Raw genomic sequence first — 26498 nt, 5'->3', positions numbered from 1 at the left:
ACAAAGAAACTGCTTGCAATTGTAGTGGCTGCCACGGTAATCGGCGATCGCCAACTCAGAAACGGGGAATGTAAAATAAAATTCACGCCTTTTCATAACCAAATCCCTATGCAATCTTCCTTGATCAATGGCCGTTACCAAATCGTGAAGACCCTCGGACAGGGTGGATTTGGGGATACCTTTTTGGTGAAAGACCTACAACTGCCCTCCCAACGGCAATGTGTGCTGAAATCCCTCAAGGTACAGGCCACCAGTCCCCAAACGGTCCAGGAGATGCAGCGACGCTTTCAACGGGAAGCCGCCATCCTCGAAGGCCTGGGGGAAAAATATAACCAGATCCCCAAGCTCTACGCCTACTTTGAGGAGCAGGGACGATTTTATTTGGTGCAAGAATGGATCGATGGACTGACACTTCAGGACATCGTTAAACAGCAGGGCAGCTTAAGCCCACTCCAGGTACAACAAATTTTGCTGGACTTGTTGCCCGTCCTCCAACTGGTTCATGACCAATACATCATTCACCGGGATATTAAGCCAGAAAATATTATTCTGCGCAGTAGCGATCGCAAACCTGTTTTAATTGACTTTGGGGCCGTCAAGGAAGCCCTGACCACCGCCATTCACCTGGACTTGAGCCAGCCCGTCTCTGTGGCGATCGGCACCCCCGGCTACATGGCCCCCGAACAGGGCACCGGGCGTCCCGTCTATTCCAGTGATTTGTATGGCCTTGGGTTTACGGCGATTTTTCTCCTCACTGGCCAATCTCCCCAACAGTTTCCCAATGATCCCCAAACGGGGGAATTGATTTGGCAGCAAGATTTTCCCTATCTGCAAACGCCCCTGGGTCAAGTCATTGCTAAGGCGGTGAAATTCCATCCCCGTGATCGCTTTCCCACGGCCCAGGCGATGTTAAATGCTCTCCGGAATGCAGTGGGCACTGCGGCGGCTCCGGCTCCTGTAGTTAATGGCAATCAAACCACCGCCACGCGGGTTGTGGGATCGCCCCCCGTGGCAAGACGTACCACATTACCGACAAGCACCACCGCCGCCCAACCCCAGGAAACAGAAAATGGTGGCTGTTGGCGTTTGGCGATTCTCACGGTTTTGTTTAGCGGTATTGGCATTAGTGCGGGAATTTGGTTGACCTTTGCCCTCGTCGGGCGATCGCCTGAACCTCAAACTTTTCCCGAAGATCCAGCCTTGAACACAGAGAGCAATTCGCCTGTTCTTGAAACTCCCCTACCCGAACCGACCCCAGAGCCGGAACCGGAACCCGAGCCCATTCCAGAACCAGAGCCAGAACCGGAACCCATTCCAGAGCCGGAGCCGGAGCCAGAACCGACCCCAGAACCTACTCCCAGCCCTGGAGAAATTCCGTTAATTCCCGTGGGGACTCCCGGCGCCGCCATTCCCCAAATTATTTCTGTGCCCCCCACCGATCAACGGCCTGGCTTTTGGGGTGATAGTACGGCGATTTTGTATCGCAACTATGGCCCGGCGAATGTCAGCCTCGGCTACATCGTTGACAACACAACGGGCACCTTAGCCCAGACGGAAATCACTTTTCCCGTGGGGACTGACCTCAGCGTGATCCAACAAACCCTGGGTGGCCTTTTGCCCGAAGGCGTGCCCCCGGAAGTGAACCAAGCGGTGGCCAGTGTCTACAACCGCAATAGCAGTTCCCAATCCTTCACCACGGCTAACCACCGGGGCCAAATTAAACGCAACGATAGCGATCGCCTTTATCTCGGCATTTGGAATCCCGGCTTCCACGATTAGGCTCTGGGCAGTCCCCGTTGGGCGAGGAGAGCGCTCCCATAGGCGGCTTCTGGTTGGGGTGAAATAAGCACTGAACAACGGAGGTAACGGGCACGAATTTGTGTCCAGATTGGGTTTTTTGCCCCACCACCAGCGGTAAAGACGGTGCTAACGGGAGGCGCTCCTAGGGCCTGTAACTTTTGGTAACCCTGGGCTTCAATGCGGGCGATGCCTTCTAAGAGGCCTTGCAAAAACTGGCGGGGGTCTTCAGGCCGTGGGGTTAATTTTGGTGGCAAAGTTGGGTCATTAATCGGAAAGCGATCACCAGGCCGTAGCAACGGATAATAATTTAAGCCACTGTCCTGGTGGGGATTAATAGTGGCACTGAGTTGTTGCAGTTGTGTGTCATCAAAATAATGTTTGAGCACAGCACCGCCTGTATTTGAAGCGCCACCCACGAGCCACAGATGACCAAACCGATGACTGTAGACCCCGGCGGCCAGGTCTTGAATCGGGCGATCGCCTAACAATTTCAGCACCAACGTGGAGCCGAGGGAGGTCACTGCTTCCCCAATTTCCTGGGCACCACTGGCGATAAAGGCCGCAATGCTATCGGTGGTTCCGGCACAAATTTGACAGTGGGGATTGATCCCAAACCGCCGAGCAACGGTCGCTAAAATCTTTTGTTTCCCAGCACCGGGGGGTTGCACTTGGGGCAGTAAATGAAACAGAGGATGCTGTTGTAACCAGGGAGGATAACCGAGATTTTCGACGTCATAGCCAAGTTTTAGGGCGTTGTGGTAATCGCTCAGGCCAAAGTTGCCGTGGAGTAAGCCACTTAACCAATCCGCCTGGTGACAAAAATAGCTGGCCCCCTGGGTTAACCCCTGGGATTCAAACCAGAGTAATTTGGCGAGGCTGGCCGTGGCCGATTGCACAAGATGTTGGGGCGGTGCCAAGACTCGGAGCATTGGTAAAACGGTCTGGCCCCGGTCATCGTTGTAAAGCAGGGCTTCTGTAATCGCTTCTCCGGAGGCATCACAGAGTAGAACCGTTCCAGAGGTGCCATTGAGGGCGATCGCCTGGAGATTTTGCCGAATCTCTAGATTGAGGGCAGCGAGTAAATGCCAGAGTGCCTCGCGCCAACCCTGGGGCGTTTGTGCAAGGGGATCTACACTAATCGTTTGGGAAATTTCACCCTCACCTGTAATGGCGATCGCCCGTGCCCCAGAAGTCCCGAAATCAAGGCCGAGGTAAAATGGCGCGGTCATCAGTCTTCGGTGTAAATACAGCCTGCGGTGCAAGTTTCTTTAATTTCTACCGCCGCTAAACCCGGTAAATCCACTTTTTTCAGCTCTTGGTAAATCCATTGGGCGATCGCCTCGCTGGTGGGACTTTCCATCCCCAAGGAATCATTCAAATGGTAGTGATCTAGGTACTGATCTAGTAGCGGCTGGACGTATTTTTTAATCTCGCCAAAATCGAAAAGCATCCCCTGTTTTGGCCCCGTTTCCTGGAGGCGATCGCCCCGCAGATACACCCGCATCACCCAACTATGGCCATGGAGACGGGCACATTTGCCATCGTGGTGGGGCAGTTGGTGGGCTGCCTCAAAGCGAAATTCTTTATAGAGTTCCCACTGGGCCATGATGGTTTAGGCCCAGGCCAGGTAAGGCAATTTTGTCGCCGTTGTGGCAATCTCCGCCTGGTTCGCCACCAATTGACCACAACTATCCCAAGTGCCAGCGAGTAATGCTTGTCTAGCCCCTTCTCCTAGCTGGATTTGACCCGACCAGTCACCGCAGGAAACTGTCAAATTTTCTAGATCGACGCTGGTGGCCGCCTGGGGATTGGCTTCTAACTGGCTTTGTAATGCTTCGACCGTAGCCCGATCCGCCGTTACACAGGGGACGCCGTTGGCGAGGCAGTTCCCAAAGAAAATTTCCGCAAAACTTTCACCCACAATGGCTTCAATACCCCATTTCAAAAGGGCTTGGGGGGCGTGTTCCCGTGAAGAGCCGCAGCCGAAATTACCGTTGACCACGAGGATATTCGCATTCTGATACTGGGGTAAATCAAAGGGATGCTCGCCGTCTAGTTGCTGGCGATCGTCCGCAAAAGCTTGTTCCCCAAGGCCATCAAAGGTGACACACTTCAGAAACCGTGCGGGAATGATGCGGTCTGTGTCGATGTCGTTGCCCCGGAGCGGGATCCCTGTGCCAGAAACTTGCTTGATTTCGCTGCTCATATCTCGTTTGAATCGGTGACCAGTGGGAGATTGCTAATTTAGCATACTTTCCTGGGGCAATTGCCGCAGTGAAAAGGAAACCCCAGGGGCGATCGCCAAAAGACGAAACCTCGTTTAATAGATATAATCTGTTACGAAAGCCATTAAGAAATGTTGCGTCCCATGAACAACCCCGTCCTCCAAGCCCTGGCCTATGGCCGCGCCTTTGCAGAAGTCCTCAAAGAGAGGGTAGAAGACAGTTTGACGGATCTGCTTAGTGATCTTGGTAAATTCGATGCAGAACGCAATCAATGGTTTCAGGAATTTGCCCAAGAAGTCCAGGCCCGCGCTGAACGGGAAGCGGCCAATCAAGCGAATCCTAGCCGTCCGATCACCATCGACATTGACGGCGACGATCGTCCCGCTGACCTCCAGGAGATGATCGACAATCTCCGGGCAGAAATTGCGAGCCTCAAAGCGGAACTCAAGCAATATCGCGATACCCAAAATTAAGCTTTTTCTCCCAAGGCGATCGCCCTAGCCACACCATACTTTTCTTTTCCGTAAACCCATTTCGATAGGCAAATTCTTTGTGTCTGCTCTGTCTTCCCAAGCCAATTCCAGGGTCTCTAATCCCAACGCCACCCCAGCACCGCGCCTAGAGCGGGCTAAATCTACCTATCGCTGGAACCGTGGAAACTACTCCAAAAATCGGCGACGGTTCGACATTTGGGTATTTGTGCTCACCCTGATTTTTAAACTAATCCGCAACGGCAAGAAATGGACTTATGCGGGTGGTTTTACCGAAGAGAAACTCGCAGCCCGGCAAAAAATTCAAGCCCAGTGGATTAAAGATAGCTTCCTCGAATTGGGGCCTACTTTTATTAAAGTCGGTCAACTCTTTTCAACCCGCGCCGACCTATTTCCCGAAGCATACGTCCAGGAACTGTCTAAGCTCCAAGACCGCGTACCAGCCTTTTCCTACGAACAAACGAAGCAAATAATCGAAGCAGACCTTGGTAAACCGATTAATGTTCTGTTTCGCAGTTTCGACCCCGTTCCCCTCGCGGCGGCGAGTCTCGGTCAAGTCCACAAAGCCCAACTCCACAGCGGCGAAGAAGTGGTGGTTAAAGTCCAACGACCGGGCCTGAAACAGCTTTTCACCATTGATTTGGCGATCCTTAAAAAAATTGCCTGGTATTTCCAAAACCATCCCCGTTGGGGCAAAAACCGTGACTGGCTTGGAATCTACGCTGAATGTTGCCGTATCCTCTGGCAGGAAGTAGATTACCTCCAGGAAGGACGCAGTGCCGATACCTTCCGGCGTAACTTCCGGGGGATTGACTGGGTAAAAGTACCGAAGGTCTACTGGCGTTATGCCTCACCGCGAGTGTTGACCTTGGAGTATGTACCGGGGATCAAAATTAGCCATTACGAAGCCCTGGAAGCGGCCGGCCTAGAACGCAAACAATTGGCGAAACTCAGCGCCCGGGCCTATTTACAACAATTACTAAATGATGGTTTTTTCCATGCTGACCCCCACCCCGGTAATCTGGCGGTGAGTCCCGATGGGGCACTCATTTTCTATGATTTTGGGATGATGGGAGAAATCAAGGCCAATGTCAAAGCTGGCCTCATGGAAACCATGTTGGGAATTACAGAAAAGGATGCCGACCGGGTGATAAACTCCCTCGTTACCCTAGGGGCCTTGGAAGCAACCGGAGACTTGGCACCGGTACGCCGCTCGATCCAATTTATGTTGGATAATTTTATGGATAAGCCCTTTGAGGCCCAATCGATTACGGCGATTAGTGATGACCTTTACGAAATTGCCTACGACCAGCCCTTTCGGTTTCCAGCAACCTTTACCTTTGTGATGCGGGCTTTTTCTACTTTAGAAGGGGTCGGCAAAGGCCTTGATCCAGAGTTCAATTTTATGGCGGTGGCTCAACCCTTCGCCCTCCAGGTTATGAGTGAAAATTTACCCAGCGGCAGCAACATTATTGACCAGTTAGGACGCCAGGCGGCACAACTGAGCACTTCCACTTTTGGTTTGCCACGGCGCATTGAAGACACCATCGACAAGCTAGACCGGGGTGATATTCGCATCCGGGTGCGGGCCCAGGAGTCTGACCGACTGCTCCGCAAATTGGGGGGAATGCAACTGGCGACGAATTATACGTTGATTTTTTGTGCGCTGATTTTGTCTGCTACCCTGTTATTTGTGAATGGCTCATTCATTCCGACGGCGGTGGTGGGGGCGATCGCCTTGGTGCCTGGTTGGGCATTATGGCGTCTCCTTAAAAAACTAGATCGCTACGACCGCAAATTTTAGCTAAATTTAGATAAGTTCTAATCTAGTACGCTACTTTTCCAGCTATTTTCCCGAAACCATGCTTATGAAATGTCGCTTTACGGGGCAAACTGATCCCGGGTTGGTGCGCTCCGCTAACCAAGACTCCTACTATTGTGATCCCGACGGGCGATTTTTCATCGTTGCCGATGGCATGGGAGGACACGCGGGGGGAGAAGAAGCTAGTCGGATTGCCGTAGAAACCATCCAGCAATATTTAGAGGCTAATTGGGAAAGCCCAGAAAGCTCAGAAGATCTTTTAGAAACGGCTCTCATCAAAGCCAATGAGGCAATCCTCGCGGATCAACTCGACAACCCAGCCCGTCAAGACATGGGCACGACAGCGGTGATGGTGCTATTTCGGGGCGATCATGTTTGGCGCGCCCACGTGGGGGATTCTCGCCTCTATAGTGTCCGTGGAGACACCCTCATTCAAGTAACTGGCGATCATACCTGGGTCTCCCAGGCGGTGCAGTCGGGAGATATTACGGCAGAACAGGCGAAGGTGCATCCCTGGCGTCATGTCCTTTCCCAATGTCTGGGTCGTAAAGATTTAAGCTTGATTGACCTGGCTACCCTAGAGATTCACGGTGGCGATCGCCTGTTGTTATGCAGCGATGGACTAACGGAAGAGGTAGATGACTCAGAAATCCAATTTATTCTGAGCGCTAATGATGATCTCGACCAGGCAGCGGCGGCTTTAATTGAAACGGCTAAAGATAACGGTGGTTCCGATAACGTCACCGTAGTTTTGGTGCAGGTTGAAGCCGACTAGCCCAAATTTTCCATAATCCATAACTCACAACAATCGGTAAGTAACACCGAGGGTATAGCGTTCGCCGGCAGCGAGGGTGATAGTCTCGGCGGCAGCATTGGCCGTTTCAACACAGAGAAATCGTTGATAGGCGTCCGGAGAAAGATCACCCATGGTTGCAGTTTTCTCCATGCCAGGATTCCAGACGATGGTCGTGGTACTGTTTCGGTTACAAACCTCAATTTTTCGCTCAAGACTAAGATCATCAATGAACAGCTTCGGGGCGGTATTTTGATAAATGCGGTCTACTTCCCCCTGGATCGTGACTTCGCCAATTTGTGATTTTTGCTGTGCGCTGTCTACCTTGTCGATGTAATTCAGGCCCGCAAGACCCAGCACTTTCACCCGTTGAATGTCGCCGATGGTGAAGTAGGTGTGGAGAGCTTGGGTAATGGTCATCGGCCTTTGATCGCGGTTATGACTCGTGAGTTCGAGATCTAAGCTTTCGCCTACGGTGATGGCGATCGCCAGTTCAAAAGCATAATCCCAAATTTTGTGGGTCTCTTCGTCATCTTGCAAGCTTAAAATAACGCGGGTTGCGCCATTGGCGAGGGTTTCAGTGTGCCGGACAGTCCAGAGGCGATCGCGCCCAAAACCATGGTTTGCTCGCCCTAATTCGTCCGGGTCTGCCCCAAACCAGGGCCAACAGATGGGAATCCCACCCCGGATCGCTTTTCCTGGTTGGTAATGACTGCGATCGCTCAAAAATAAAAGATCAGCCTGGGTGTTGCTTGGTTGGAAAGAAAGCACCTGTCCGCCATAGAGAGAGATTTCTGCCGTGGCAAACCGATTCTTAATTTTGATCACCGGAAAACCCGGTTGGCGATCGCCAAAGGAAAGTTCAGGCAAGCCGTATTGTTGATTGAGTTGGTCAAGATGCATAAAAACTGTGGAGCGCTACTGCCATTTTAGTGAAAATTGCCAGGGCCAGAATCTGCCACTGCCGCCCCAAAACTCCGGCATAATAGACAGCGAACGACTTTTCTTTTCCTCAACCATTTATGCTGTGTTGCCTCCGCATTGAAAATTTTGCGTTGATCGATCATCTAGAACTCGATTTACAGGCTGGGTTGATGGTTTTGACCGGGGAAACGGGGGCCGGAAAGTCAATTATTCTGGATGCCCTCGATCTTGCCCTTGGCGGAAAAGCAACGGCGCGGTTAATTCGGGCGAAAAATGATCAAGGAGATGCCACGGGAGAACGGGCGTTTATTGAAGCAACCTTTACCCTCACCCCCAGCATCAAACAATGGTTACAGAGCCAAGACATTGATCTGCTAGAAGATGAAACGGTGGTTTGTAGTCGGGAGTTAAGTCTGACCCGCACTGGTTTGCGATCGCGCAGTCGTGTCAACGGAATTATTCTTAATCAGGGTTTGATGGCGGAACTCCGGGCGCAACTGCTAGAAATTACCGCCCAGGGTCAAACGGTTGAACTCCTGATTCCTGAACGGCAACGAATTCTCCTCGATAGCTACGGTGGCTCCCAGGTGCAACAGCAGCGGCAACTTGTGACTGCCACCTATCAAATTTATCTCAAAGCAAAGCAATTACTCGAAAGTCGGCGCACTTCGGAGCAAGAACGGCTCCAACGGCTAGATTTACTGCAATATCAACTCCAGGAGCTATGTGACGCCCATTTAGAGGATCCTGAGGAGCTAGAAGTATTGCAACAGGAAGGCGATCGCCTTTCCCATGTGGTGGAATTGCAACAGCTCAGTTACCAGGCACACCAAATTTTGTACCAAAATGACGATCCCGAAACCCCGGCGGTGGCGGATCTTTTGGGGGAGGCTGAGAACCTGCTCAAAGAAATGGTGGACTATGATACCCAGTTAAATGGCATTCTCGACATGGTGCGCAATGCCCTTACAGAGGTAGTAGAAGCAGGCCACCAAATCAGCACCTACAACAACAATCTTGAAGCTGACCCAAAACAATTGGCTGACATTGAGGCCCGAATGCGGGTACTAAAGCGAATTTGCCGTAAGTATGGCCCGACCCTCAGCGAGGCGATCGCCTACCGGGACAAACTTCAGGGGGAGCTAGATGTCCTCACCGCTGCGGATCAGTCCCTTGAAGCCCTAGAGCAAGACTGTAGAATTAAATATCAAGACTTAGAAGTCCATTGCCAAAAATTAAGCCAATTACGCCAAAAAGCAGCCCAAAAATTAGAAAAGCAACTGATTAAAGAACTGAAACCCCTGGCGATGGCAAAGGTGAGCTTTGAATGTCGCCTTAGTCCCATCTCGCCTACTGCCGCCGGAGCCGATCAGGTGACGTTTTATTTCAGCCCGAACCCTGGAGAGGTGGCTCAACCCCTCGCCGAGATTGCTTCTGGTGGGGAAATGAGTCGCTTTCTCCTCGCCCTCAAAGCCTGTTTCACCCAGCAGCAGACGACGCCGAAAACTTTGGTGTTTGATGAAATTGACACCGGGGTTTCTGGGAAAGTGGCCCAGGCGATCGCCACCAAGCTCCACCATCTCAGCCAGTATCATCAGGTGCTTTGCGTCACCCACCAACCCCTCATTGCCGCCATGGCCGATGGGCATTTTCGCGTGACAAAACAAGTGCAATCCCAGGCAAAAAAACAAAAAGGCGATCGCACCCTTGTCGCCGTAGAATCCCTACAGCACCATCAGAAACGCCGCGATGAATTAGCCCAGTTGACGGGGGGTCATGCCGCCGAGGAAGCGATTTCCTTCGCCGAATCCCTCTTAGTCCAGGCCCAAACCCTCAAGGCAGGCAGCAAAATGACCCAAGCCTAGCCCAAATGGGTTTGCACCACATTGACCAAGTGTTGCGTCCAATATTCCGCGAGGTATTGTTCCTCGGCCTCAACCATCACCCGAATGACAGGTTCCGTCCCCGAAGCCCGCACCAACACCCGTCCCTTATCACCCATGGCCGCTTCGGCTTTAGCAATTTCCGTTTGAAGCACGTCGCAGTTCTGCCAATTTAAACGGCGATCGCGATCTTCGACCCGCACATTTTTCAGGAACTGGGGATAGGTCTGGAAACTTTGGTCAATTAACTCATTGAGGGGAACCCCTGCCTCCCGGACGAGGGCCGCTAAATGCAATGCCGTTTGGATCCCGTCCCCAGAAACGCTGTGGTGATGGCAAAGAATATGACCCGATTGTTCGCCACCGAGCATCGCCCCCGTCTGCCACATAGCCGCTTGGACATACTGATCGCCAACGGCAGTCCGATGAAGTTGTCCTCCTAGTTTTTCCCAGGCCCGCTCAAAGCCCAGATTTGCCATTACGGTACCGACAATTAAATTGTTCGGCAGTTGACCCGCTGCCTGGAGTTGTTTCCCCCAAAGGTAGAGGATGTAATCCCCATCAACGATCCGGCCTGTGTTATCTACGGCAATCACCCGGTCGGCGTCCCCATCAAAGGCAAAACCGAGATCTGCGTTGTGGAATTGCACCGCCCCTTGGAGTTGGTCGATGTGGGTCGAACCGCAGTTAACGTTAATTTTGTTGCCGTCTGGTTGGTGGTGTAGGGCAATCACTTCTGCACCGAGGGCTTGGAAGAGTTCAGGGGCCAAATGTACAGAAGCGCCCCAGGCCAAATCGAGCACAATTTTGAGGCCGTCGAGGGATAAACCTTGGGGAAGCGTCGCAAAAACTGCATCCCGGTATTGTTGGGTCAGTTCCTTTTGATGTTGGTAGGAACCACAGTTATTGGTTTGCAACAGAATATTTTCTAGGCGATCGCCGCGCAGACCTGCTTCAATTTTGGCACTGAGATCCTTGAGGAGTTTTGTCCCCGCGTCACTAAAAAACTTAATGCCATTATCTTCGGGGGGGTTGTGGCTAGCGGAAATCATAATTCCCCCAATGGCGTCCGTGGTGCGGGCCAGATAGGAAACACAGGGCGTCGGACAAAGGCCCACATGCCACACTTCTAATCCAGAGGCGGTCAAACCAGCGGCGATCGCCATCGCTAACATATCACTGGAGTTGCGAGAATCTTGTCCAATGATCACGGGGGCGCGTCGTGCCGCTGTTTCCTGGAGCACTTGTCCAGCCCAGTAGCCGACTTGGAGCGCAAAGGGTGCCGTCAGCAAATCCCCTGCTTTACCCCGAATCCCGTCAGTCCCAAATAATGAACCTGCGGGTAAATCACACCGTAGGGCTTGGGGCGGATAGCTCGCCAACATACGACTCAGGGGATGTCCTTCCTCTGGCATGATCATCATGGGTTTTGCTCCTCACAACATACAGACACAACGATATCAGTGATTGATTTGTCCTGACCACTATGGAGCCGCTTTTATCAGGGATTGGTATCAATGGTGTCTGGTTTAAAAACCTGGAGTGAGGCTTGGGCGGCGATCGCCTTTATTTATTCGTCTATCTCACTGGGGAATTCCGGCTCAACTTCCGGCAAATCGACAGTGGCATAGATATCCACTAGGGGAATTTCGAGGTCTAGGGATTGCAGTTTAAGCGTTGCCTCTTGGCCTTGATAACTTTCTAGAATCCAGAGCTTCCCTTCGCTACGCCGAAAGCAGTCTACCGAGTAATGGGTTGTGCTGACCAAAATGTATTCCTGCAAGCTGGGAATCGTGCGGTAGAACTTAAACTTATCGCCCCGGTCAAAGCCTTCTGTCGATTCTGACAAGACTTTAATGATTACCCTAGGTTGGGTCACATAGGACAAACTCAAATCATCGTCATCATCACAACTGACAACTAGATCTGGATAGAAAAACTTTTTTCCTGCTGATAAACGCACTTTCACATCAGCCATATAGGTGCGGCAAGGGGAATCGCCTAAATGGTTACGGCAGGCGATCGCCAAATTTAAGCTCACAGTATTGTGGGCGCGCGTTGCTCCAGCCATAGCATAAGCTTCTCCGTGCATATATTCATGCTTAATGTCGCTATGTTTTTCAAACTCTAAATATTCTTCGGGACTGAGGTACTGATCTGAGGTGAAGGCAACCATGATGTTTTCAACAATTTGGGTGACATTCTCCTCCATTTTGCCAAGAATTTACGGGGCGGCATCCCCAAAGGCAATGATTCACGATTTGATTCAGGTCAGCTCCGGGCAAGATTAAAGTGTTTTTTCCTGAGATCGTTCCAAGCCATTTCGTAAGCCGGAATACTTTAGGAAAAGGGAAAAGTAGGGTTAAATGAGATGGGAATTTTTCCTCTCTTTGTTTTTTCAGCAAGTAAAACTTAACGCAAATTCTATGGTTGCCCTCACCCCAAATCCTAGCTACAGTGTCACGATCCAGCTACGTATCCCTAACCGGGCGGGCACTTTGGCCAATGTGACCCAGGCGATCGCCAACGTGGGAGGCAGCCTCGGTAATATTGAGTTGGTAGAACGGGATCTGAAGTTTTTAATCCGCAACATCACCGTAGATGCATCCAGTGAAAAACACGCTGGGGATATTGTTGATGCCGTCAAAGCGGTGCCGGAGATTGAAATTCTCAAGGTTCTAGACCGGACTTTTGCGATTCACCAGGGGGGGAAAATTACCGTCGAAAGTCGCATTCCCCTGACGGTGCAGTCCGATTTAGCGATGGCCTATACGCCGGGGGTGGGTCGCGTTTGTCAGGCGATCGCCGAGAAACCGGAACAGGTTTATGATTTGACCGTGAAAAGCAATATGGTGGCGATCGTCACCGACGGCAGTGCTGTTTTGGGGTTAGGCAATTTGGGGCCGGAAGCCGCAATGCCTGTGATGGAAGGGAAAGCGATGCTCTTCAAGGAGTTTGCTGGGGTGAATGCGTTTCCCATTTGTTTGGCGACCCAGGATGTCGAAGAAATTGTCCGCACGGTGAAGTATCTCGCCCCGGTTTTTGGCGGCGTGAATTTAGAAGATATTGCCGCGCCCCGCTGCTTTGAAATTGAACAACGCTTGAAAGCAGAAACAGATATTCCCATCTTCCACGATGATCAGCATGGTACGGCAATTGTTTCTCTCGCAGCACTGTTTAATGCCCTGAAATTGGTCAAAAAAGACCTACAGAGCGTCAAAATCGTGATCAACGGAGCAGGAGCTGCGGGAGTGGCGATCGCCAAATTACTCCGGCAAGCAGGGGCAACGGATATTTGGATGTGTGATTCCAAGGGGATTATTTCCAGCCAACGGGATAATCTCACCCCCGAAAAACAAGCCTTTGCCGTGGCCGCCTCTGGCACCCTCGCCGAGGCGATGCAGGATGCTGATATTTTCCTTGGGGTAAGTGCGCCGGGTGTGGTGACCCCCGCAATGGTGATCTCCATGGCGAAAGACCCAATCGTCTTTGCGATGGCGAATCCAATCCCCGAAATTCAGCCAGAACTGATTATGGATAAAGTCGCGGTGGTGGCCACTGGGCGCAGCGATTACCCAAACCAAATCAATAATGTTCTCGCCTTTCCAGGGGTGTTCCGGGGGGCCCTCGATTGCCGTGCCTCCAGCATTACCACCAATATGTGCCTCCAAGCAGCCCAGGCGATCGCCTCTTTGGTTAGCCCGGCCCAGTTGGATCGAGAGCATATTATTCCCTCGGTTTTCGATCAACGGGTCGCCGCCGCCGTTTCCGCCGCCGTCGGTCAAGCCGCCCGCCAAGATGGTGTTGCCCGCCGCTAGAACACCTTGATTCTCCCCTTGAGGGGAGATGCCGCGAGGCAGAGGGGTTAGCTTCTCAAGGTCACGGCAAACTGTTTGACCAGCGCATCTCGCACCTTTTGGTGGACTGGATCAATCTCCTCGTCCGTTAGGGTTTTATCCGTAGCCCGATACTGCAAACTGAAAGCCAAACTGCGCTGGCCTTCAGGGGCGTGCTCACCGCGATATTCATCGAATAACTCCACCCCAGCCAACAGTTTTTTTGCTGTTTTCTGCATGGCCTGCTCCAGGTCGGCTACAGACGTTTCGAGGAGAGCGAAGAACGCTAGGTCACGGGTGACTGCGGGGTAAGTAGAAAAGGCCTTAAAAATGGGCACCTGTTGGGATGGACGACTCAGTACCGTTTGCAGCAGATCAAGTTTAAGTTCAAATACATACACCGCATCGATCAAATCTTTTTCCTGTCGCAATTGGGGATGAAGTTGCCCGAAAATCCCCAGTTGACGCCCCTGAAGCCAGAGAGACGCTGTCCGGCCAGGATGCAATTTTTCGTTGCTAGTATCTGCCCGATAGCTCACCTCTAAGCCCAGTTGCCGGAAGGCGGCATCAAGAAATCCCTTTGCTTCATACCAAGACATCGGTTGACCTTTGCCACCAACAGCCCAACTGCCATCGGGATTGAGATTGCCCCCTAGAATTCCAGCCAGATAATCGGCTTCAGCATAGTTTTCGTTGTCGTCTAGCCAAAAAACGCGACCCAATTCAAAGGCATTGAGGGCACCATTCCCTTGGGATTGGTTGTAAGCAAAGGCATCAATTAACCCTGTGAGCAGCTCCTTTCGTAGGGCAGAATATTCCACAAACAGGGGGTTACTGAGTTTGATGTCAGCAAGTTCTGGCTTAACCAAGGAGTAATGCACTACTTCGGTCAGGCCAATCGCCCGGAAGCTGCCCCGCAATTGACGATTTACTTTTTCGGCTGGGGACAAGAAACCAGCGGCGGATTGACTCGGCAGGGTATCGCAGAAATTGTCATAGCCATAGAGACGGGCGACTTCTTCGATGAGGTCAATTTCACGCTCTAAATCGCGATAACGGTAGGGAGGCACAGCCACTTCCCAGACCCCTTCTCCTGTGGATTCGAGGGTGCAGCCGAGGTCAGCTAAAATGCGTTCTACATCAGCGAGGGGCACGTCAAAAATTTTGCCGTCCTTGTGGACATGGCCGAGGACTTCATGGAGCCGTTGTAAACGCAGCGGGATTTTGGGGCGGGCGTTGGGATCGGGTCGGGTATCCGTGAGACCACGCTGAACTACAGTGCCTCCGGTGAGTTCTTGGAGGAGGGCGATCGCCCGTTGGGCCGCCCGGTCTAATTCCACTTGGTTGACGCCCCGTTCATAGCGAGTCGAAGATTCGCTGCGCAGACCCACGGCCCGGGAAGACCGTCGGATAGTGACCGGTTCAAATAGGGCTGCTTCTAAAACAATATTCTGGGTGCCATTGTGAACTTCCGTACTTTCACCACCCATTACTCCCGCCAAAGCGACAGGGACATCATTGGCGGTAATCACCAAATTTTTCTCAGCTAGCTTGCGCTCTTGACCATCGAGGGTCGTTAACATTTCCCCGGCTTTGGCAAACCGCACCCCAAGGGCAACGGTTTCAGATCCTGCCACCTGGGCGAGGCGCTCCCGGTCAAAGGCATGGAGGGGCTGTCCCCATTCGAGGAGTACATAGTTGGTGATATCAACAACATTATTAATCGGGCGAGTGCCAGCCGCTTGGAGCCGGAATTTTAGCCAATCAGGAGAAGGCGCTGTCGTCACACCTTCGATCACCGTACCGAGATAGGCGGGACAGGCGACAGGATCGGCCACGGTGATGGTCAACGTTTCTGGGGCGGTATCCATGGCCGGAATTTCTGGGAGTTTGACATCTACCCCCGTGAGGGCCGCCACTTCCCGCGCGACGCCGACCATACTGAGGGCATCGGCTCGGTTAGCGGTGGCGGTTAAATCCAATACCACATCATCTAAGCCGAGGAGGGGGCGCACATCCATCCCCGGCTTTAGGTCTGGTTGTTCAAAAATGTGAATGCCTTCGGAGTCTTTTTCTAAGCCCAATTCGGAGAGGGAGCAAATCATCCCGGAGGATTTTACACCCCGGAGTTTGGTGGGTTTTAGTTTGAGGTCAATGGTGGGTAAGTAGGTGCCTAGGGTAGCGACGGGGACAAAGATATCGGCCCGGACATTTTTCGCCCCACAGACAATGGTTGAAAGTTCGTCTGCACCAATATCGACTTGACAGACGCTCAGTTTGTCGGCGTCGGGATGGGGTTCGCGGCTCACAACTTTACCAACAACGACACCATCGGCCAGGCGGCGGCGATCTTCGATTTCTTCTACTTCAAACCCAGCAATGGTTAGGGTTTTGGCTAATTCTTCTGGCGATAGGGTGATCTCAACAAACTCTTTTAACCAATTCAGGGAAATCCGCATTGACTTTTTGGGGCATTACACTAGTTTCAAGGAGTTTATTTTAAACGTTTCCCTCCCCTTACCGGGGAAAATATTGGGGGCGATCGCCATAGATGATATCCCACAGATCCTGATAGAAAGACCCAAGCCCTGAGCCGAAACGCGCCCTTTTAGGGAACGCTAAGAGCACGCCTAGCAAACCCCCAGACACCATCCCAGTACGTTAAGGTGGTGGGATATGATGGAGCTTGAGGTGAACACACCATCACAGGTCATCCCCGTTGGTGCGTCAGATCACAACGCCATGCTTGCTCACGGTAACAAAATAGGCGACCAAAACTTTCCTTGCAGAGGCGATCGCCTCTCCCATTAAGGTGACTCTGGATGAGCTACTGTATCAATCCCAAATGTTCCAACCCCAAAAATCCCCTCAAGGCACGAGTCTGCGGAACCTGTGGCAGTAGCCTAATCCTGCGCCAACGCTATAAACCCCTCAAAAGCTTAGGCCATGGTGGTTTTGGTGCCACCTTTCTTGCGGTAGATTTGAACCTCCCCGGCAAACCATCCTGTGTGATCAAGCAACTGCGTCTTGCGAGCAACGTGCCGCACTTGTTCCAGATGGCCCGCGAACTTTTTGAACGGGAGGCGGAGACCCTCGGTCGCATCGGCAATCATCCCCAGGTGCCTCGCCTCCTGGATTACTTTGAAGACGACAATCATTTTTACCTGGTTCAGGAATATGTCAAAGGCAATAACCTGCAGCAGGAAGTGAAAAAAAATGGGCCATTTAGCGAAGCCGGAGCGCGGCAATTTCTCAGCGAAGTTTTACCTGTCATCCAATACATTCACTCCCAACAGGTCATCCACCGGGATATCAAGCCCGCTAACCTGATTCGCCGTGACCAAGATAAAAAATTAGTTTTGATTGATTTTGGTGCGGTAAAAAATCAAATTAACGTCGAGGCGATCGCCTCGACATCAGAACAAACAGCCCTCACCTCCTTCGCCGTTGGTACCCCAGGTTACGCTCCCCCAGAGCAAATGGCCATGCGTCCCGTCTATGCCAGTGACATCTATGCGGTGGGGATCACCTGTCTTTATTTGCTCACCGGGAAACCCCCCAAAGAACTCGACTACGACTCCAAAACGGGGGAGCTGCTGTGGGAGTCCCACGTCAATATCAGCAACAGCCTCGCGAGTGTCCTCCACAAAATGCTGGAAAGTTCAGTCAAGCACCGCTATCAATCCGCCCAGGATGTGCTTGATGCCCTCGAAATGGAACCCTATATGGAAAGCCTGGCCCAGGGCATGGCAGACTTGAGTGGCGCAGAATCCTTTACGGGAACCACTGGGGGCCAAGTTTCTCCCACCGCCTCAAGCGATGACGATGGGGAACTGACGGGCGGCCCTTCCACCCTGGCTAATTCTCAGTTAGCGATGGCCATCCGAGCAAGACGCGATCGCCAAAAGAAACCCTATGGTGCCCCTTCCCAGACAGACACCTATCACCCCTCTGCTTCTGCCCAGCGTATTAATCGATTGACCGCAGGACGCAACAAACCCCGTTCTACCATGGGCAAAACCATGCGGATCGAGCCGAACAAAGCTAATCGGGCAAATCCGATGGAAACTAAGTTGACCGCCCAGGATATGTTGAGTGCCTATGGCCAAGGTCGCCGAAACTTTGCTCAACTACAACTGTTAGGTCTCAGCCTGCCGCGCATGAATTTATCAGGTTGTATTTTCCACCAATCCCAAATGATTCAAGCCAATTTCCAGGGGGCAAATCTCAGTCGTGCTGATTTTGGCAAAGCTAACTTACACCAAGCGAATCTCCGGGACGCAAATCTAGAACAGGCTTACCTGAGCTATACCAACCTCAGCCAAGCCGATCTGCGGGGAGCTAACCTAGAACAGGCCTATTTAAACTACGCTCTGCTGGACGGGGCAAATCTCTGTGGCGCGAATTTGCGCAACGCCAAAATTACAGACCAGCAACTCAAAACCGCTAAAACGAACTGGGCCACTATCATGCCGAATGGTCGGCGGGGTCTATTTTAAGGTCGTCATTCCTAGGCTTCCTTGCGCCAGGCGGCAATATTCCAAGTATTCATATCCCAGGGCGTGAGGCTAACTCCCGTAAGGCGATCGCCAATCCCGGCGGTCTCTGCCCGGTGAATGAGGGGAATGACCGCAACCTCTTGAATCAGCAAATCATTGAGGCGAATCAACGAGGCTTGCCGCTCTTCTGGATCGAGGGCTTGGGTGGTTGCGGCCCAGAGTTCATCATAATCGGGGTTGCAATAACGGGCATAGTTATCCCCCGTCCAGTTGTTCGCCTGGGTCGGAATTTCAGCGCAAGTGTAACGTTTGAAATAGGGCAAGGGATCAGGATTGGTATTACCCGTCGTAAACATCTGCAAATCTGCTGTAAAGCGTTCTGTGGTGTCCACATTGGCCGGATCGCCGGAAAAGTAAATGCTGGCGTCAATGCTTTTTAGTTCAACGGCCATCCCAATTTCGGCCAAATTTTGCTTAATAATCGCTTGGGTTTTCTGGCGGAGTGGATTCACAGAAGTCTGGAACAGCAACCGCATCTCCACGCCGTCTTGATCACGGGTCCCATCGCCGTTGGTATCAACCCAGCCCGCTTGGTCGAGGAGGGCCTTGGCCTGTTCTGGGTTGAAGCGATAGCTGGTATTGGGGGAGACGAACTCAGGGGGATTCACTACAAAATTACTGGTGGGTTTGCCCGTGACACCATACAGTTCCTGGGCAATGGTCTCGCGATCAATGGCCGTGGCGATCGCCTCCCGCACGCGCCGATCCGTCAAGAAAGGATGGGGAAAAGCCAAACTCGACCGTTCACCACTGGGGGTTTCCTGATTGGGGTCAGTGAAGTTGAGGACTAGCCGTTCACTCAAAGACCCAAAGTTCGCTAAAACTTGCCCCTGTCCCCCTGCACTCAGTTCCGTCAAAACCTTGGTTTCTACCTGGAGATTGTAGGCAAAATCTGCCTCCCCTGTTTGGAGGACAGCCCGCGCTGCTGCGGTGGCATCCCCACCCCCTTTTAGCTCTAGTCGCTCAAAGCCTAACTGCTCGACATCCCGATAATGGGGATTCTTTTCGTAAACCACTACATCCCCCGGTTTAAATTCCACCACCCGGTATGGCCCTGTGCCCACCGGTAACAGATTTGCTGGCGCAGTTCTGGCCTGTTCTCCTTGGTAATCGACAAATTTGTGACGGGGTAAAATCATCCCCTCGGCCCCGACAAAAACCCCAAACCAGGCAGGGGTCACATCTTTAAAAGTAACCTTCACCGTTGTTTCGTCGATGGCTTCTACGGTTTCCACCCCCTGAAAAACCCCCGCATTGGTCGCCCCCGTCGCCGGGTTTGTAATGAATTCATAGGTAAAAACCACATCCGCCGCCGTGAACGGCTCCCCATCAGACCAACGCAAATCTGGTTTGAGTTTCCAGGTTACGGAGCGTCCATCGGCACTGAGCCCTCCATTTTCGAGGCTGGGAATTTCTGCGGCTAATACAGGTACCAACTCGCTATCAGGATTAAAGGTTGCCAAGGGTTCGAGGGTAATTCGGCTGGCTTCCCAGTCCTTAAAACCCGTAGAAAGATGGGGATTTAAAATGGTTGGCCCTTGCCAGTACAGTAGGCGGAGCAACGTCGGTTCGCTGGGATTTGGGGGCGTAATGTTATTGGTGGTACCACAACCCACAAGCAGGAGACAGGCGGCAGCAGCACAGGTACGGGTCAAAAAACGTTTGGCGATGGGCATGGTAACAGGTAGTCAACAACAAGTAATGGAGGACGGGGACGGGTCTTAGGGGGCGACGATGGGATTTTCGAGCTCGCCGATCCCTTCAATGGTGATCAAAAGGCGATCGCCAATGCGGACAGGGTGAACTCCGGCGGGAGTCCCCGTCAAAATCACATCACCGGGCAACAGGGTCATAATTTCGGAGATGTAACTCACCAATTTGGCCACGGAAAAAACCATATCCTGCACCGAGGCGGCCTGGGCTGGGTCTGGTTGTTCAGGGAGTTCTTTCCCCAGGGGCGTCACATAGGTGCGCAATTTGGCATCGGGGCTAAGCTCGCGCACAATCCAAGGGCCGAGGGGACAGAACGTATCAAATCCCTTTGCCCGCGTCCACTGGGCATCCTGCCGTTGGAGATCCCGCGCCGTCACATCATTGGCGATGGTATAGCCCCAAATTTTCCGGTGGGCCTCTTCTTCAGAGCAATGGCGGGTGCGATCGCCAATCACAAGGGCCAATTCCCCCTCAAACTCCAACTGTTGACATTGGGCCGGATACACAATGCCCTGTTGGTGGGCCACAATCGCACTGGGAGGTTTCAAAAATAAGACTGGTTCCGACGGAATCGGCTGCTGGAGTTCCGCCGCATGGGCGGCATAATTATGACCCACCGCAACAATTTTTGACGGGGCGCAGGGGGCCAATAATTGGTACTCATCCGGCGCGAGACTTTCCCCCGTCGGTTGTCCCCCCAACCAGGCTGGCGCATCGATCACCTGCACTTCACGGTTGAGCTTTAGCAATCCGTATAATACTTGCCCTTGGGGAGTTTGAACCCGAACATATCGTTGCGCCATAAATGAATTTTGATCAACTAAACACAGAACAGAGCTCCACCTCAAGGTGGCGATCACCAATCGATGACAGACCCTCAGACCCAAGTCATGATCTGTTTTTCATCAGTTTCAGATCCAGCCAACACTCCCTAAAAGGGGGCAAGGTGTAGTAGAATTTTATATCCTTGCTTCTCGAATCGTAAAAGAAATCCGAAATTTCCACACATCGAGCGGCCTTATTGTCCAGAAGGATTTATATCAAACAGTAATGAGCAACAACTACGAAATGATGTACATCCTGCGCCCCGACCTCAGCGAAGAGCAGGTGCAGGAAGTCTCTAGCAAATACAAGACCATGCTCCAAGACTCTGGGGCAAGCGACCTTCAGGTTCAAGTACGGGGCAAGCGCCACCTCGCCTATCCGATCCAGAACTTCAACGATGGAATCTACATCCAAGTAAACTACAAAGCCGATGGCAGCCAAATCAAAGCCGTCGAGCGGGATATGCGCTTAGGGGAAATGGTTATTCGCTACCTCACCATGAAGCTAGATGCAGAACCCATTGCCCTCGAAGCCGACGCACCTCCCTCTGAGCCAGCGGCTCCTGGTGCTTAAACTGTCGGCACGCGATAAAAACTAAATCAAAAATTAGTAGAGATGGGCTCCTCTAGTGTGGCCCATCTTTTTTTGCATCAATGGTGAAATTCAGCGTTTGGTTAGCAGAGACATTCCCAAGGGGAATTTATTGCTTTACCATGCCCTTACGAGATCTAGAGGGGCACAGCGAAGCTATTGCCGAGGGGTAAGAAAATAGCAAAGACTTCTTCCCCAGAAGCCCGGCGTCGAATTGCCAGTTTGCCGCCTAACTGTTGAAAGAGATTTTTGGTCACATCTAAATTCAGGCTCAAGCTGCCCGTTTCTGGTTGGAAAATGAGTAACTGACCAATCGCCTTTTCAAGGCATTTTTGACCCAGGCCGTGGGACTGGACTTCTAACTTCAGTTGGCTGCCGGCGGTGCTGACTTGGATTTGTACCTCTGCTCCCGTCGGTAGGCGTCGCGTGAGGGTCTCGATTAACCCGGACAGCATTTGGTCAAGCATCGCTGGATCACTTACCACCTGGGGCAGGTATGGGGGCAAGGCGACCTCTAGGTTGACATTGCGCCGTTGGGCCTGTTTTTGCCAACGGGGTGTTCCCTCCTGGAAAATTTGCTCTAGGGAAATGGGCACCAGTTGCAGAGTTTGCTTCGGGTGATGGGATGGAGTTTCCAATTCGGCCGCCCGAAAAATAAGTTCCATGCGCCGGATTTGTTCGTTGCACTCTTGCTCAATGGTTTCGATGCGTTTGACAATATCCTGAGTCAGTTGGGTTTTCTTTTTTAACAACAACTTTGTCATGGTACGGATTGTTGTCAAAGGAGTGCGAATTTCATGGGTGAGGGCCTGCAATAGCTCTAATTCCGGTTGAGCTTGGGCAGCTGGCTCTGGGATGTGATGAGGTTCTGGAGATGGTAGGGAATCAGCCTGGGGTAAATTAACCGTCAGCGATCGCACCATTAACTGGCTAAACCGGGAGACAAGACGGTAGTCCGGAACAACCTCGGCAAAGCGGGGCCAAAGTTGGGCGAGGGTTTGGAACTGGAATGGTTGCGTTAGGGCCATGCGCCACTGCAAAATTTGCCAAATGGCGGCGATCGCCTCTGTTTCAAACGAAAAGAGCAATCCCTGGGGAGACAGGGCCATCGCAAAATTAAACTTCGCCGTCAAAATCAAACAAAATTGTTCCTGGGCCAACGGATCATTGGGCAGAATTGGAAACTCAACGATTTGATTATTGTGGTGCCGAATGCTTTGATTCAAACCGGCCCCCGGCAATTGCAGGTGACTCAGGGCAATGTCCTGGAGATTTTTCGGCGTTAAAACGTAATGATGGTGGTGGCGGGTGATTTGGGGCGCATCAAAGACCGGGCTAGGGCTCGATAAAATAACACCACGGGTTTCGCCCCCGGAGCGCAGGAGTAAATCCGTCAAGGCGGCGATCGCCGCACGCCACTGCCCAGTTTGTCCAGAAGAAGAAGTAGACGAAAAAATCGGGTTAAAGTCCTGGAGAATGCCGGCCACCGTTTGCTGAATATTGAGTTCTTCTAGTTTCTTTAAATCCACCACAGTATTGCTCTCTTCTGACCCTAGGTTATATTGATACTAAAAGGATTTTTTCCAAAATAGAAGCAGTACAACCGAACATCACCGAGTGGGGTTTTACCTGCTATTTCTTTTCCCTCAGCCATCAACTTCAGATTGATTCTCCGGCTGCCATAGATTTTTGTAAGCCATGAATTTCTATAACCTTTACCGCTGGATTCTCCTCGGCATCACCCTCTACAACGTTGGGAATGTCCTGCTAACGGCCCTGGAGTATCGGCAATATTACGAAAAACTGCCCCTAAAATTGCGCCATTATTTACAACAAAAAACAGCCCGCATTCTTGGGGAAAAGATGAATACCTATAAAAAAGAATTGTGGGTCAATTTTGGTTTATTATTGCTGCTAATTAGTTTAAATGGCATTTCCTTTATGATTTGAGCTGCAACCGATTAATAATCACTATCAGCAACACAGATTCCCTTACATTTGATGCCATTGGTCGCAGTGCGCTTGCAGTGGGGACACAGCACCTTTTCTGATGTTGTTGTGGTTCCCTGGGCGGGTGCTGGCTGGGTCTTTTTTTTCTCAGTCATAGATGCTTAGGATAATTCAGTTTTACAAAGGCAATGGGGAAACCCAGTGCGCCTCCATTAATCCTAAAGAAAAACAAAAGATTGCGGCAACGGCAGATATCCGCAGGAATAATAGTCTAAACGAATATCCAAACGCTTTTTGTACTGGTTAACAATTAATTTTCTTAAGAAGCCCATAACGAGATTTGAACTCGTGACCTCTCCCTTACCAAGGGAGTGCTCTACCCCTGAGCCATATGGGCAATGTGGTGGGCCGAGCTGGATTCGAACCAGCGTAGACATAGTCAGCGGATTTACAGTCCGCCCCCATTAACCACTCGGGCACCGACCCACGTTTTTTTGTTTTCACAGTTATCAATCCTAGCATAAAAATAAAATATTGCAAGGCGATCGCCAATTTTTTTCTGACAGATTCCCAATTCAATTTTTATCGATCAGAAAACCGCCCTGGCAAACCCGGCTCACGGGGAGCATAATCACTCTCATCATAAATTTCTCCCACCAGCTCTTCGAGTAAGTCCTCTAGGGTGACGAGACCCACCGTTCCCCCATACTCATCAACGACAATGGCGATGTGGAGGCGTTGTTGGAGCATTTCTTTGAGCAAATCGGCTACCCGCTTCGTTTCAGGAATATAAACGGGCGTATCCATCACAGAACGGACAATGGCTGGGGTCTGGGTCTGGGGAGATTCTGGAGAATGGAGACCCTTGAGAGCTTGCTTGAGGTTAACAATGCCGATGATGTGGTCTTTGGATTGTTCCTGGACAGGAATGCGGGTGTAGCCCGTTTCGAGGCAGAGGTTGACCAACTCCTGGAGGGTGGCATCGTGGGCGATGGTTTGCATATCGATGCGTGGCTTAACCACATCTTTGACCATCATTTCATCAAGGAGGAGAGCATTTCCTAAAATGCGGCGGCGTTGCAGATCAAGCTTGCCTTTTCCCCCCAGGATTTCGATCATCAGTTGCAGTTCAGTGAGGGTTTCGCTGGTGGGAGAATTTTTATTCTGGCGGCCTTCAAAGATCTTGATCGTTTTTTCGGTGATGGTTTCAAAGATATAAATAATCCCCAAGGATGACAGAATACGCGACAGCCAATAGATGGGCGGCACAACGAAGGTAAAGGCCGAGCGCACGTTGAGGATGGCGAGGGACTTGGGGGTAATCTCTGCAAAAATGAGGACGACGATGGTAACGACAGCCGTCGCAATCCCGATCCCAGCGTTCCCTAACCAAATCGCGAAGAGGTTACTGGTGAGAATCGCTGAGAAATTATTAACGAGATTGTTCCCCAGCAGCAGGGTCGTGATAAATCGCGTCCGATTTTTGAGGACGATCCGGAAGATGCCCTGGGGATCGCCTTGGCGCTTAATCAGTCCTTCGAGTTTGAGGTTATCAAAGGCGGTAATGGCGGTCTCGGAGCCAGAGAAAAAGGCAGAAAGGCCAATCATGACCACCAAAACAGCGAGATCAAGCCAGACTTCCCCCAACAGGGGGCTTGGTTTGCTAGATTCAGCGGCGGCGATCGCAAACAGGAAATTCAAAGTGTGTCGTAGGAGCTAGAGGTGACTGGATTAGTTTAGAACGAATAGGCGGTTGTGAGACCCCAGATCACCAGGGCGGCGATCGCCCCTAAAACTAAAACAGCAGAAACGGCGACGACGATGGGTTTATCTGCGCCGTCAAATTTCATGATGCCACGATTGAGATCAGACATAGTCAGTGCAGCGGCTCCTTACCCGCTAAAGTCAAAGGATGATTGTTTATCTATTAAGGGTAGCGAAAACTGCGCCCCTTCACGCATCGAAAACGCAAAATATCAAGAAACGGAGAGGGGCGTGACGATGGTCTTCGGCTTATTGAGGTGTTGGTAATGGCGATCAGCCTCTTTCCAAACCTTGCCATCCAAGGCGCTTTGTTCGATCAAACTCGCAAGGCGGAGGGCTTTTAACGCCTGTTCTCCCCCAACGGAAGGTTGTTCGCCCCCCCGGACACATTGAACGAAATGTTCGAGTTCGGCATGGAGCGGTTCGATATTACTGGTGTAAACTTGCTCGATCAAACCATCCTGACGGTAAAGGACTTGGCCATAGTCGGTGGTGTAATTGGCGGTGGTTTGGCGGTGAATTTCGATCTCGTTGTTGAGAAAATCGGCTTCGGTGAGGGAATTCTGGCAGTGGGCGGCGATCGTGCGGATTTTGCGGTGGGTGACTTTGCTCGCCGTCAGGGTGGCCACGATGCCATTGGCGAAATTTAAGGTGGCCGTTACGTAATCCAAATGATTAGAATCGTCTTTTTTTGAACCCGTGGCTGTCAGTTGAACCACCGGAGAAGCTGCCATTTCTAGGAGGAGGTCAATGTCATGGATCATTAAATCCAAGACGACGGAAACATCGTTTGCCCGTTGGGAATAGGGACTCATGCGATGGGCTTCGATCGCCAAGAGCTTTTCGGTTTTGAGCACTTTACTCAGTTCTTGGAAGGCGGGATTAAACCGTTCGATGTGGCCAACTTGGAGAATCACGTTATGTTCGGCGGCCGCATTGACGAGGGCTTCGGCTTCACTGATACTCGCCGCGATGGGTTTTTCGATCATCACGTGCTTGCCCGCTGCCATGCACTCTAGGCCCACTTGGTAATGGAGCTTGGTGGGGACAGCAATGCAAACCGCATCGACGAGGGGAAGCAGGGCGTGGTAGTCCTCAAAGTAACGGATGCGATATTTACTGGCGAGGTCTAAGCCGCGTTCAACGTTGAGATCTGCAACGCCAATGAGTTCAACATCTTTGAGGAGGCTAAGGACACGGGTGTGGTGTTGCCCCATGTTGCCTACGCCAATCACGCCGATTCTGAGATTCGTATTGGGGGATAGACTGGACTGTAGTTGGGCCATAAGATTTAGGAAACTCCTTGAACTCCTCCACCGCAG

Annotated in this window: 23 protein-coding genes and 2 tRNA genes; 9 read left to right on the top strand and 16 right to left on the bottom strand. The window is 51.7% G+C overall.

All coding sequences use genetic code 11. The features are described 5' to 3' along the window. Positions 1-108 precede the first annotated feature (108 nt). Positions 109-1779 (top strand): serine/threonine-protein kinase, encoded by a 1671-nt coding sequence (locus tag FEK30_RS06375; RefSeq protein WP_138072434.1) that lies wholly within the window; start codon positions 109-111, stop codon positions 1777-1779. Here the strand turns inward: FEK30_RS06375 and FEK30_RS06370 are convergent. Genes FEK30_RS06370 through leuD form a run of 3 tightly spaced genes read right to left on the bottom strand, consistent with a single transcriptional unit; the run spans position 1776 to position 4006 of the window. Next, the gene (locus tag FEK30_RS06370; RefSeq protein ID WP_138072432.1) at positions 1776-3029 is read right to left on the bottom strand and encodes an FGGY-family carbohydrate kinase; all 1254 of its coding nucleotides are present in this window, start codon (positions 3027-3029) and stop codon (positions 1776-1778) included. The genes FEK30_RS06375 and FEK30_RS06370 overlap by 4 nt on opposite strands. Continuing rightward, positions 3029-3406: a 6-carboxytetrahydropterin synthase QueD gene (gene queD / locus FEK30_RS06365; protein WP_012306089.1), complete on the bottom strand. Its 378-nt coding sequence runs from the start codon at positions 3404-3406 to the stop codon at positions 3029-3031. The genes FEK30_RS06370 and queD overlap by 1 nt, the downstream gene beginning before the upstream one ends. Positions 3407-3412: 6 nt before the next feature. After that, the gene (gene leuD / locus FEK30_RS06360; RefSeq protein ID WP_065710064.1) at positions 3413-4006 is read right to left on the bottom strand and encodes a 3-isopropylmalate dehydratase small subunit; all 594 of its coding nucleotides are present in this window, start codon (positions 4004-4006) and stop codon (positions 3413-3415) included. A 162-nt stretch (positions 4007-4168) separates the two neighbouring features. Between leuD and FEK30_RS06355 the strand changes: the two genes are divergently transcribed. The 3 genes from FEK30_RS06355 (at position 4169) to FEK30_RS06345 (ending at position 7113) form a co-directional block, all read left to right on the top strand. After that, complete coding sequence (locus tag FEK30_RS06355; protein WP_099237681.1) at positions 4169-4498, top strand: DUF6825 family protein; 330 nt, start codon at positions 4169-4171, stop codon at positions 4496-4498. Positions 4499-4577: 79 nt separating this feature from the next. Further along, the gene (locus tag FEK30_RS06350; RefSeq protein ID WP_138072430.1) at positions 4578-6320 is read left to right on the top strand and encodes an ABC1 kinase family protein; all 1743 of its coding nucleotides are present in this window, start codon (positions 4578-4580) and stop codon (positions 6318-6320) included. A gap of 64 nt (positions 6321-6384) precedes the next feature. Beyond that, positions 6385-7113, top strand: coding sequence for a Stp1/IreP family PP2C-type Ser/Thr phosphatase (locus FEK30_RS06345; protein ID WP_168191165.1), 729 nt, complete (start codon positions 6385-6387; stop codon positions 7111-7113). 24 nt (positions 7114-7137) lie between these two features. On the opposite strand, the gene FEK30_RS06340 is transcribed toward FEK30_RS06345, so the two are convergent. Then, the gene (locus tag FEK30_RS06340; RefSeq protein WP_138072426.1) at positions 7138-8034 is read right to left on the bottom strand and encodes a D-hexose-6-phosphate mutarotase; all 897 of its coding nucleotides are present in this window, start codon (positions 8032-8034) and stop codon (positions 7138-7140) included. Between the two features lie 119 nt (positions 8035-8153). Here FEK30_RS06340 and recN point away from each other — a divergent pair, with 119 nt between their 5' ends. Beyond that, entirely contained in the window at positions 8154-9920 is a 1767-nt protein-coding gene (gene recN / locus FEK30_RS06335) for a DNA repair protein RecN (RefSeq protein ID WP_138072424.1), read from the top strand. Here the strand turns inward: recN and glmM are convergent. Both glmM and FEK30_RS06325 read right to left on the bottom strand, forming a co-directional pair. After that, on the bottom strand, positions 9917-11323 hold the full coding sequence (gene glmM, locus FEK30_RS06330) for a phosphoglucosamine mutase (RefSeq protein WP_255448014.1): 1407 nt from the start codon (positions 11321-11323) through the stop codon (positions 9917-9919). The genes recN and glmM overlap by 4 nt on opposite strands. Positions 11324-11508: 185 nt before the next feature. Beyond that, positions 11509-12114 carry a Uma2 family endonuclease gene (locus tag FEK30_RS06325; protein WP_138072420.1) on the bottom strand — a complete coding sequence of 202 codons (606 nt, stop codon included), beginning with the start codon at positions 12112-12114 and terminating at the stop codon, positions 11509-11511. Between the two features lie 250 nt (positions 12115-12364). Between FEK30_RS06325 and FEK30_RS06320 the strand changes: the two genes are divergently transcribed. Further along, positions 12365-13756: an NAD-dependent malic enzyme gene (locus tag FEK30_RS06320; RefSeq protein ID WP_138072418.1), complete on the top strand. Its 1392-nt coding sequence runs from the start codon at positions 12365-12367 to the stop codon at positions 13754-13756. A gap of 47 nt (positions 13757-13803) precedes the next feature. Here the strand turns inward: FEK30_RS06320 and pheT are convergent, their stop codons facing one another. Next, positions 13804-16233 (bottom strand): phenylalanine--tRNA ligase subunit beta, encoded by a 2430-nt coding sequence (pheT, locus tag FEK30_RS06315; RefSeq protein ID WP_138072416.1) that lies wholly within the window; start codon positions 16231-16233, stop codon positions 13804-13806. Positions 16234-16596: 363 nt separating this feature from the next. On the opposite strand from pheT, the gene FEK30_RS06310 reads away from it, so the two are divergent. Further along, on the top strand, positions 16597-18273 hold the full coding sequence (locus FEK30_RS06310) for a serine/threonine-protein kinase (RefSeq protein WP_062432140.1): 1677 nt from the start codon (positions 16597-16599) through the stop codon (positions 18271-18273). Between the two features lie 11 nt (positions 18274-18284). Here the strand turns inward: FEK30_RS06310 and FEK30_RS06305 are convergent, their stop codons facing one another. Together FEK30_RS06305 and FEK30_RS06300 are read right to left on the bottom strand one after the other, a co-directional pair. Next, positions 18285-20009 carry a peptide ABC transporter substrate-binding protein gene (locus FEK30_RS06305; RefSeq protein WP_138072414.1) on the bottom strand — a complete coding sequence of 575 codons (1725 nt, stop codon included), beginning with the start codon at positions 20007-20009 and terminating at the stop codon, positions 18285-18287. A 45-nt stretch (positions 20010-20054) separates the two neighbouring features. Next, positions 20055-20849 carry a fumarylacetoacetate hydrolase family protein gene (locus tag FEK30_RS06300; RefSeq protein WP_138072412.1) on the bottom strand — a complete coding sequence of 265 codons (795 nt, stop codon included), beginning with the start codon at positions 20847-20849 and terminating at the stop codon, positions 20055-20057. Between the two features lie 247 nt (positions 20850-21096). Between FEK30_RS06300 and rpsF the strand changes: the two genes are divergently transcribed. Then, entirely contained in the window at positions 21097-21444 is a 348-nt protein-coding gene (gene rpsF / locus FEK30_RS06295; RefSeq protein ID WP_012306075.1) for a 30S ribosomal protein S6, read from the top strand. Positions 21445-21599: 155 nt separating this feature from the next. On the opposite strand, the gene FEK30_RS06290 is transcribed toward rpsF, so the two are convergent. Next, a complete protein-coding gene (locus tag FEK30_RS06290) occupies positions 21600-22994 on the bottom strand; it encodes a sensor histidine kinase (RefSeq protein ID WP_138072410.1) in 1395 nt (464 codons plus the stop codon). Between the two features lie 166 nt (positions 22995-23160). On the opposite strand from FEK30_RS06290, the gene FEK30_RS06285 reads away from it, so the two are divergent. Further along, positions 23161-23412 carry a hypothetical protein gene (locus FEK30_RS06285; RefSeq protein ID WP_030007062.1) on the top strand — a complete coding sequence of 84 codons (252 nt, stop codon included), beginning with the start codon at positions 23161-23163 and terminating at the stop codon, positions 23410-23412. An 11-nt stretch (positions 23413-23423) separates the two neighbouring features. Here FEK30_RS06285 and FEK30_RS16735 read toward each other — a convergent pair whose 3' ends face one another. The 6 genes from FEK30_RS16735 to FEK30_RS06265 all read right to left on the bottom strand — a co-directional run bounded on the left by FEK30_RS16735 (position 23424) and on the right by FEK30_RS06265 (position 26462). Further along, on the bottom strand, positions 23424-23567 hold the full coding sequence (locus tag FEK30_RS16735; RefSeq protein ID WP_168191125.1) for a DUF8639 family protein: 144 nt from the start codon (positions 23565-23567) through the stop codon (positions 23424-23426). 170 nt (positions 23568-23737) lie between these two features. Continuing rightward, positions 23738-23809 (bottom strand) — tRNA-Thr (locus FEK30_RS06280). 4 nt (positions 23810-23813) lie between these two features. Then, positions 23814-23898, bottom strand: a tRNA-Tyr gene (locus FEK30_RS06275). A 96-nt stretch (positions 23899-23994) separates the two neighbouring features. Next, positions 23995-25020: a hemolysin family protein gene (locus tag FEK30_RS06270; RefSeq protein WP_315862029.1), complete on the bottom strand. Its 1026-nt coding sequence runs from the start codon at positions 25018-25020 to the stop codon at positions 23995-23997. Positions 25021-25148: 128 nt separating this feature from the next. After that, the gene (locus FEK30_RS16730) at positions 25149-25286 is read right to left on the bottom strand and encodes a hypothetical protein (RefSeq protein ID WP_012306071.1); all 138 of its coding nucleotides are present in this window, start codon (positions 25284-25286) and stop codon (positions 25149-25151) included. Between the two features lie 102 nt (positions 25287-25388). Beyond that, the gene (locus FEK30_RS06265; protein WP_012306070.1) at positions 25389-26462 is read right to left on the bottom strand and encodes a Gfo/Idh/MocA family protein; all 1074 of its coding nucleotides are present in this window, start codon (positions 26460-26462) and stop codon (positions 25389-25391) included. Between the last annotated feature and the right edge of the window lie 36 nt (positions 26463-26498).

The organism is Picosynechococcus sp. PCC 11901 (assembly GCF_005577135.1).
In the GTDB taxonomy this organism is placed as follows: Bacteria; Cyanobacteriota; Cyanobacteriia; order Cyanobacteriales; family MRBY01; genus MRBY01.
This window is presented reverse-complemented; position numbering and strand designations above follow the sequence as displayed.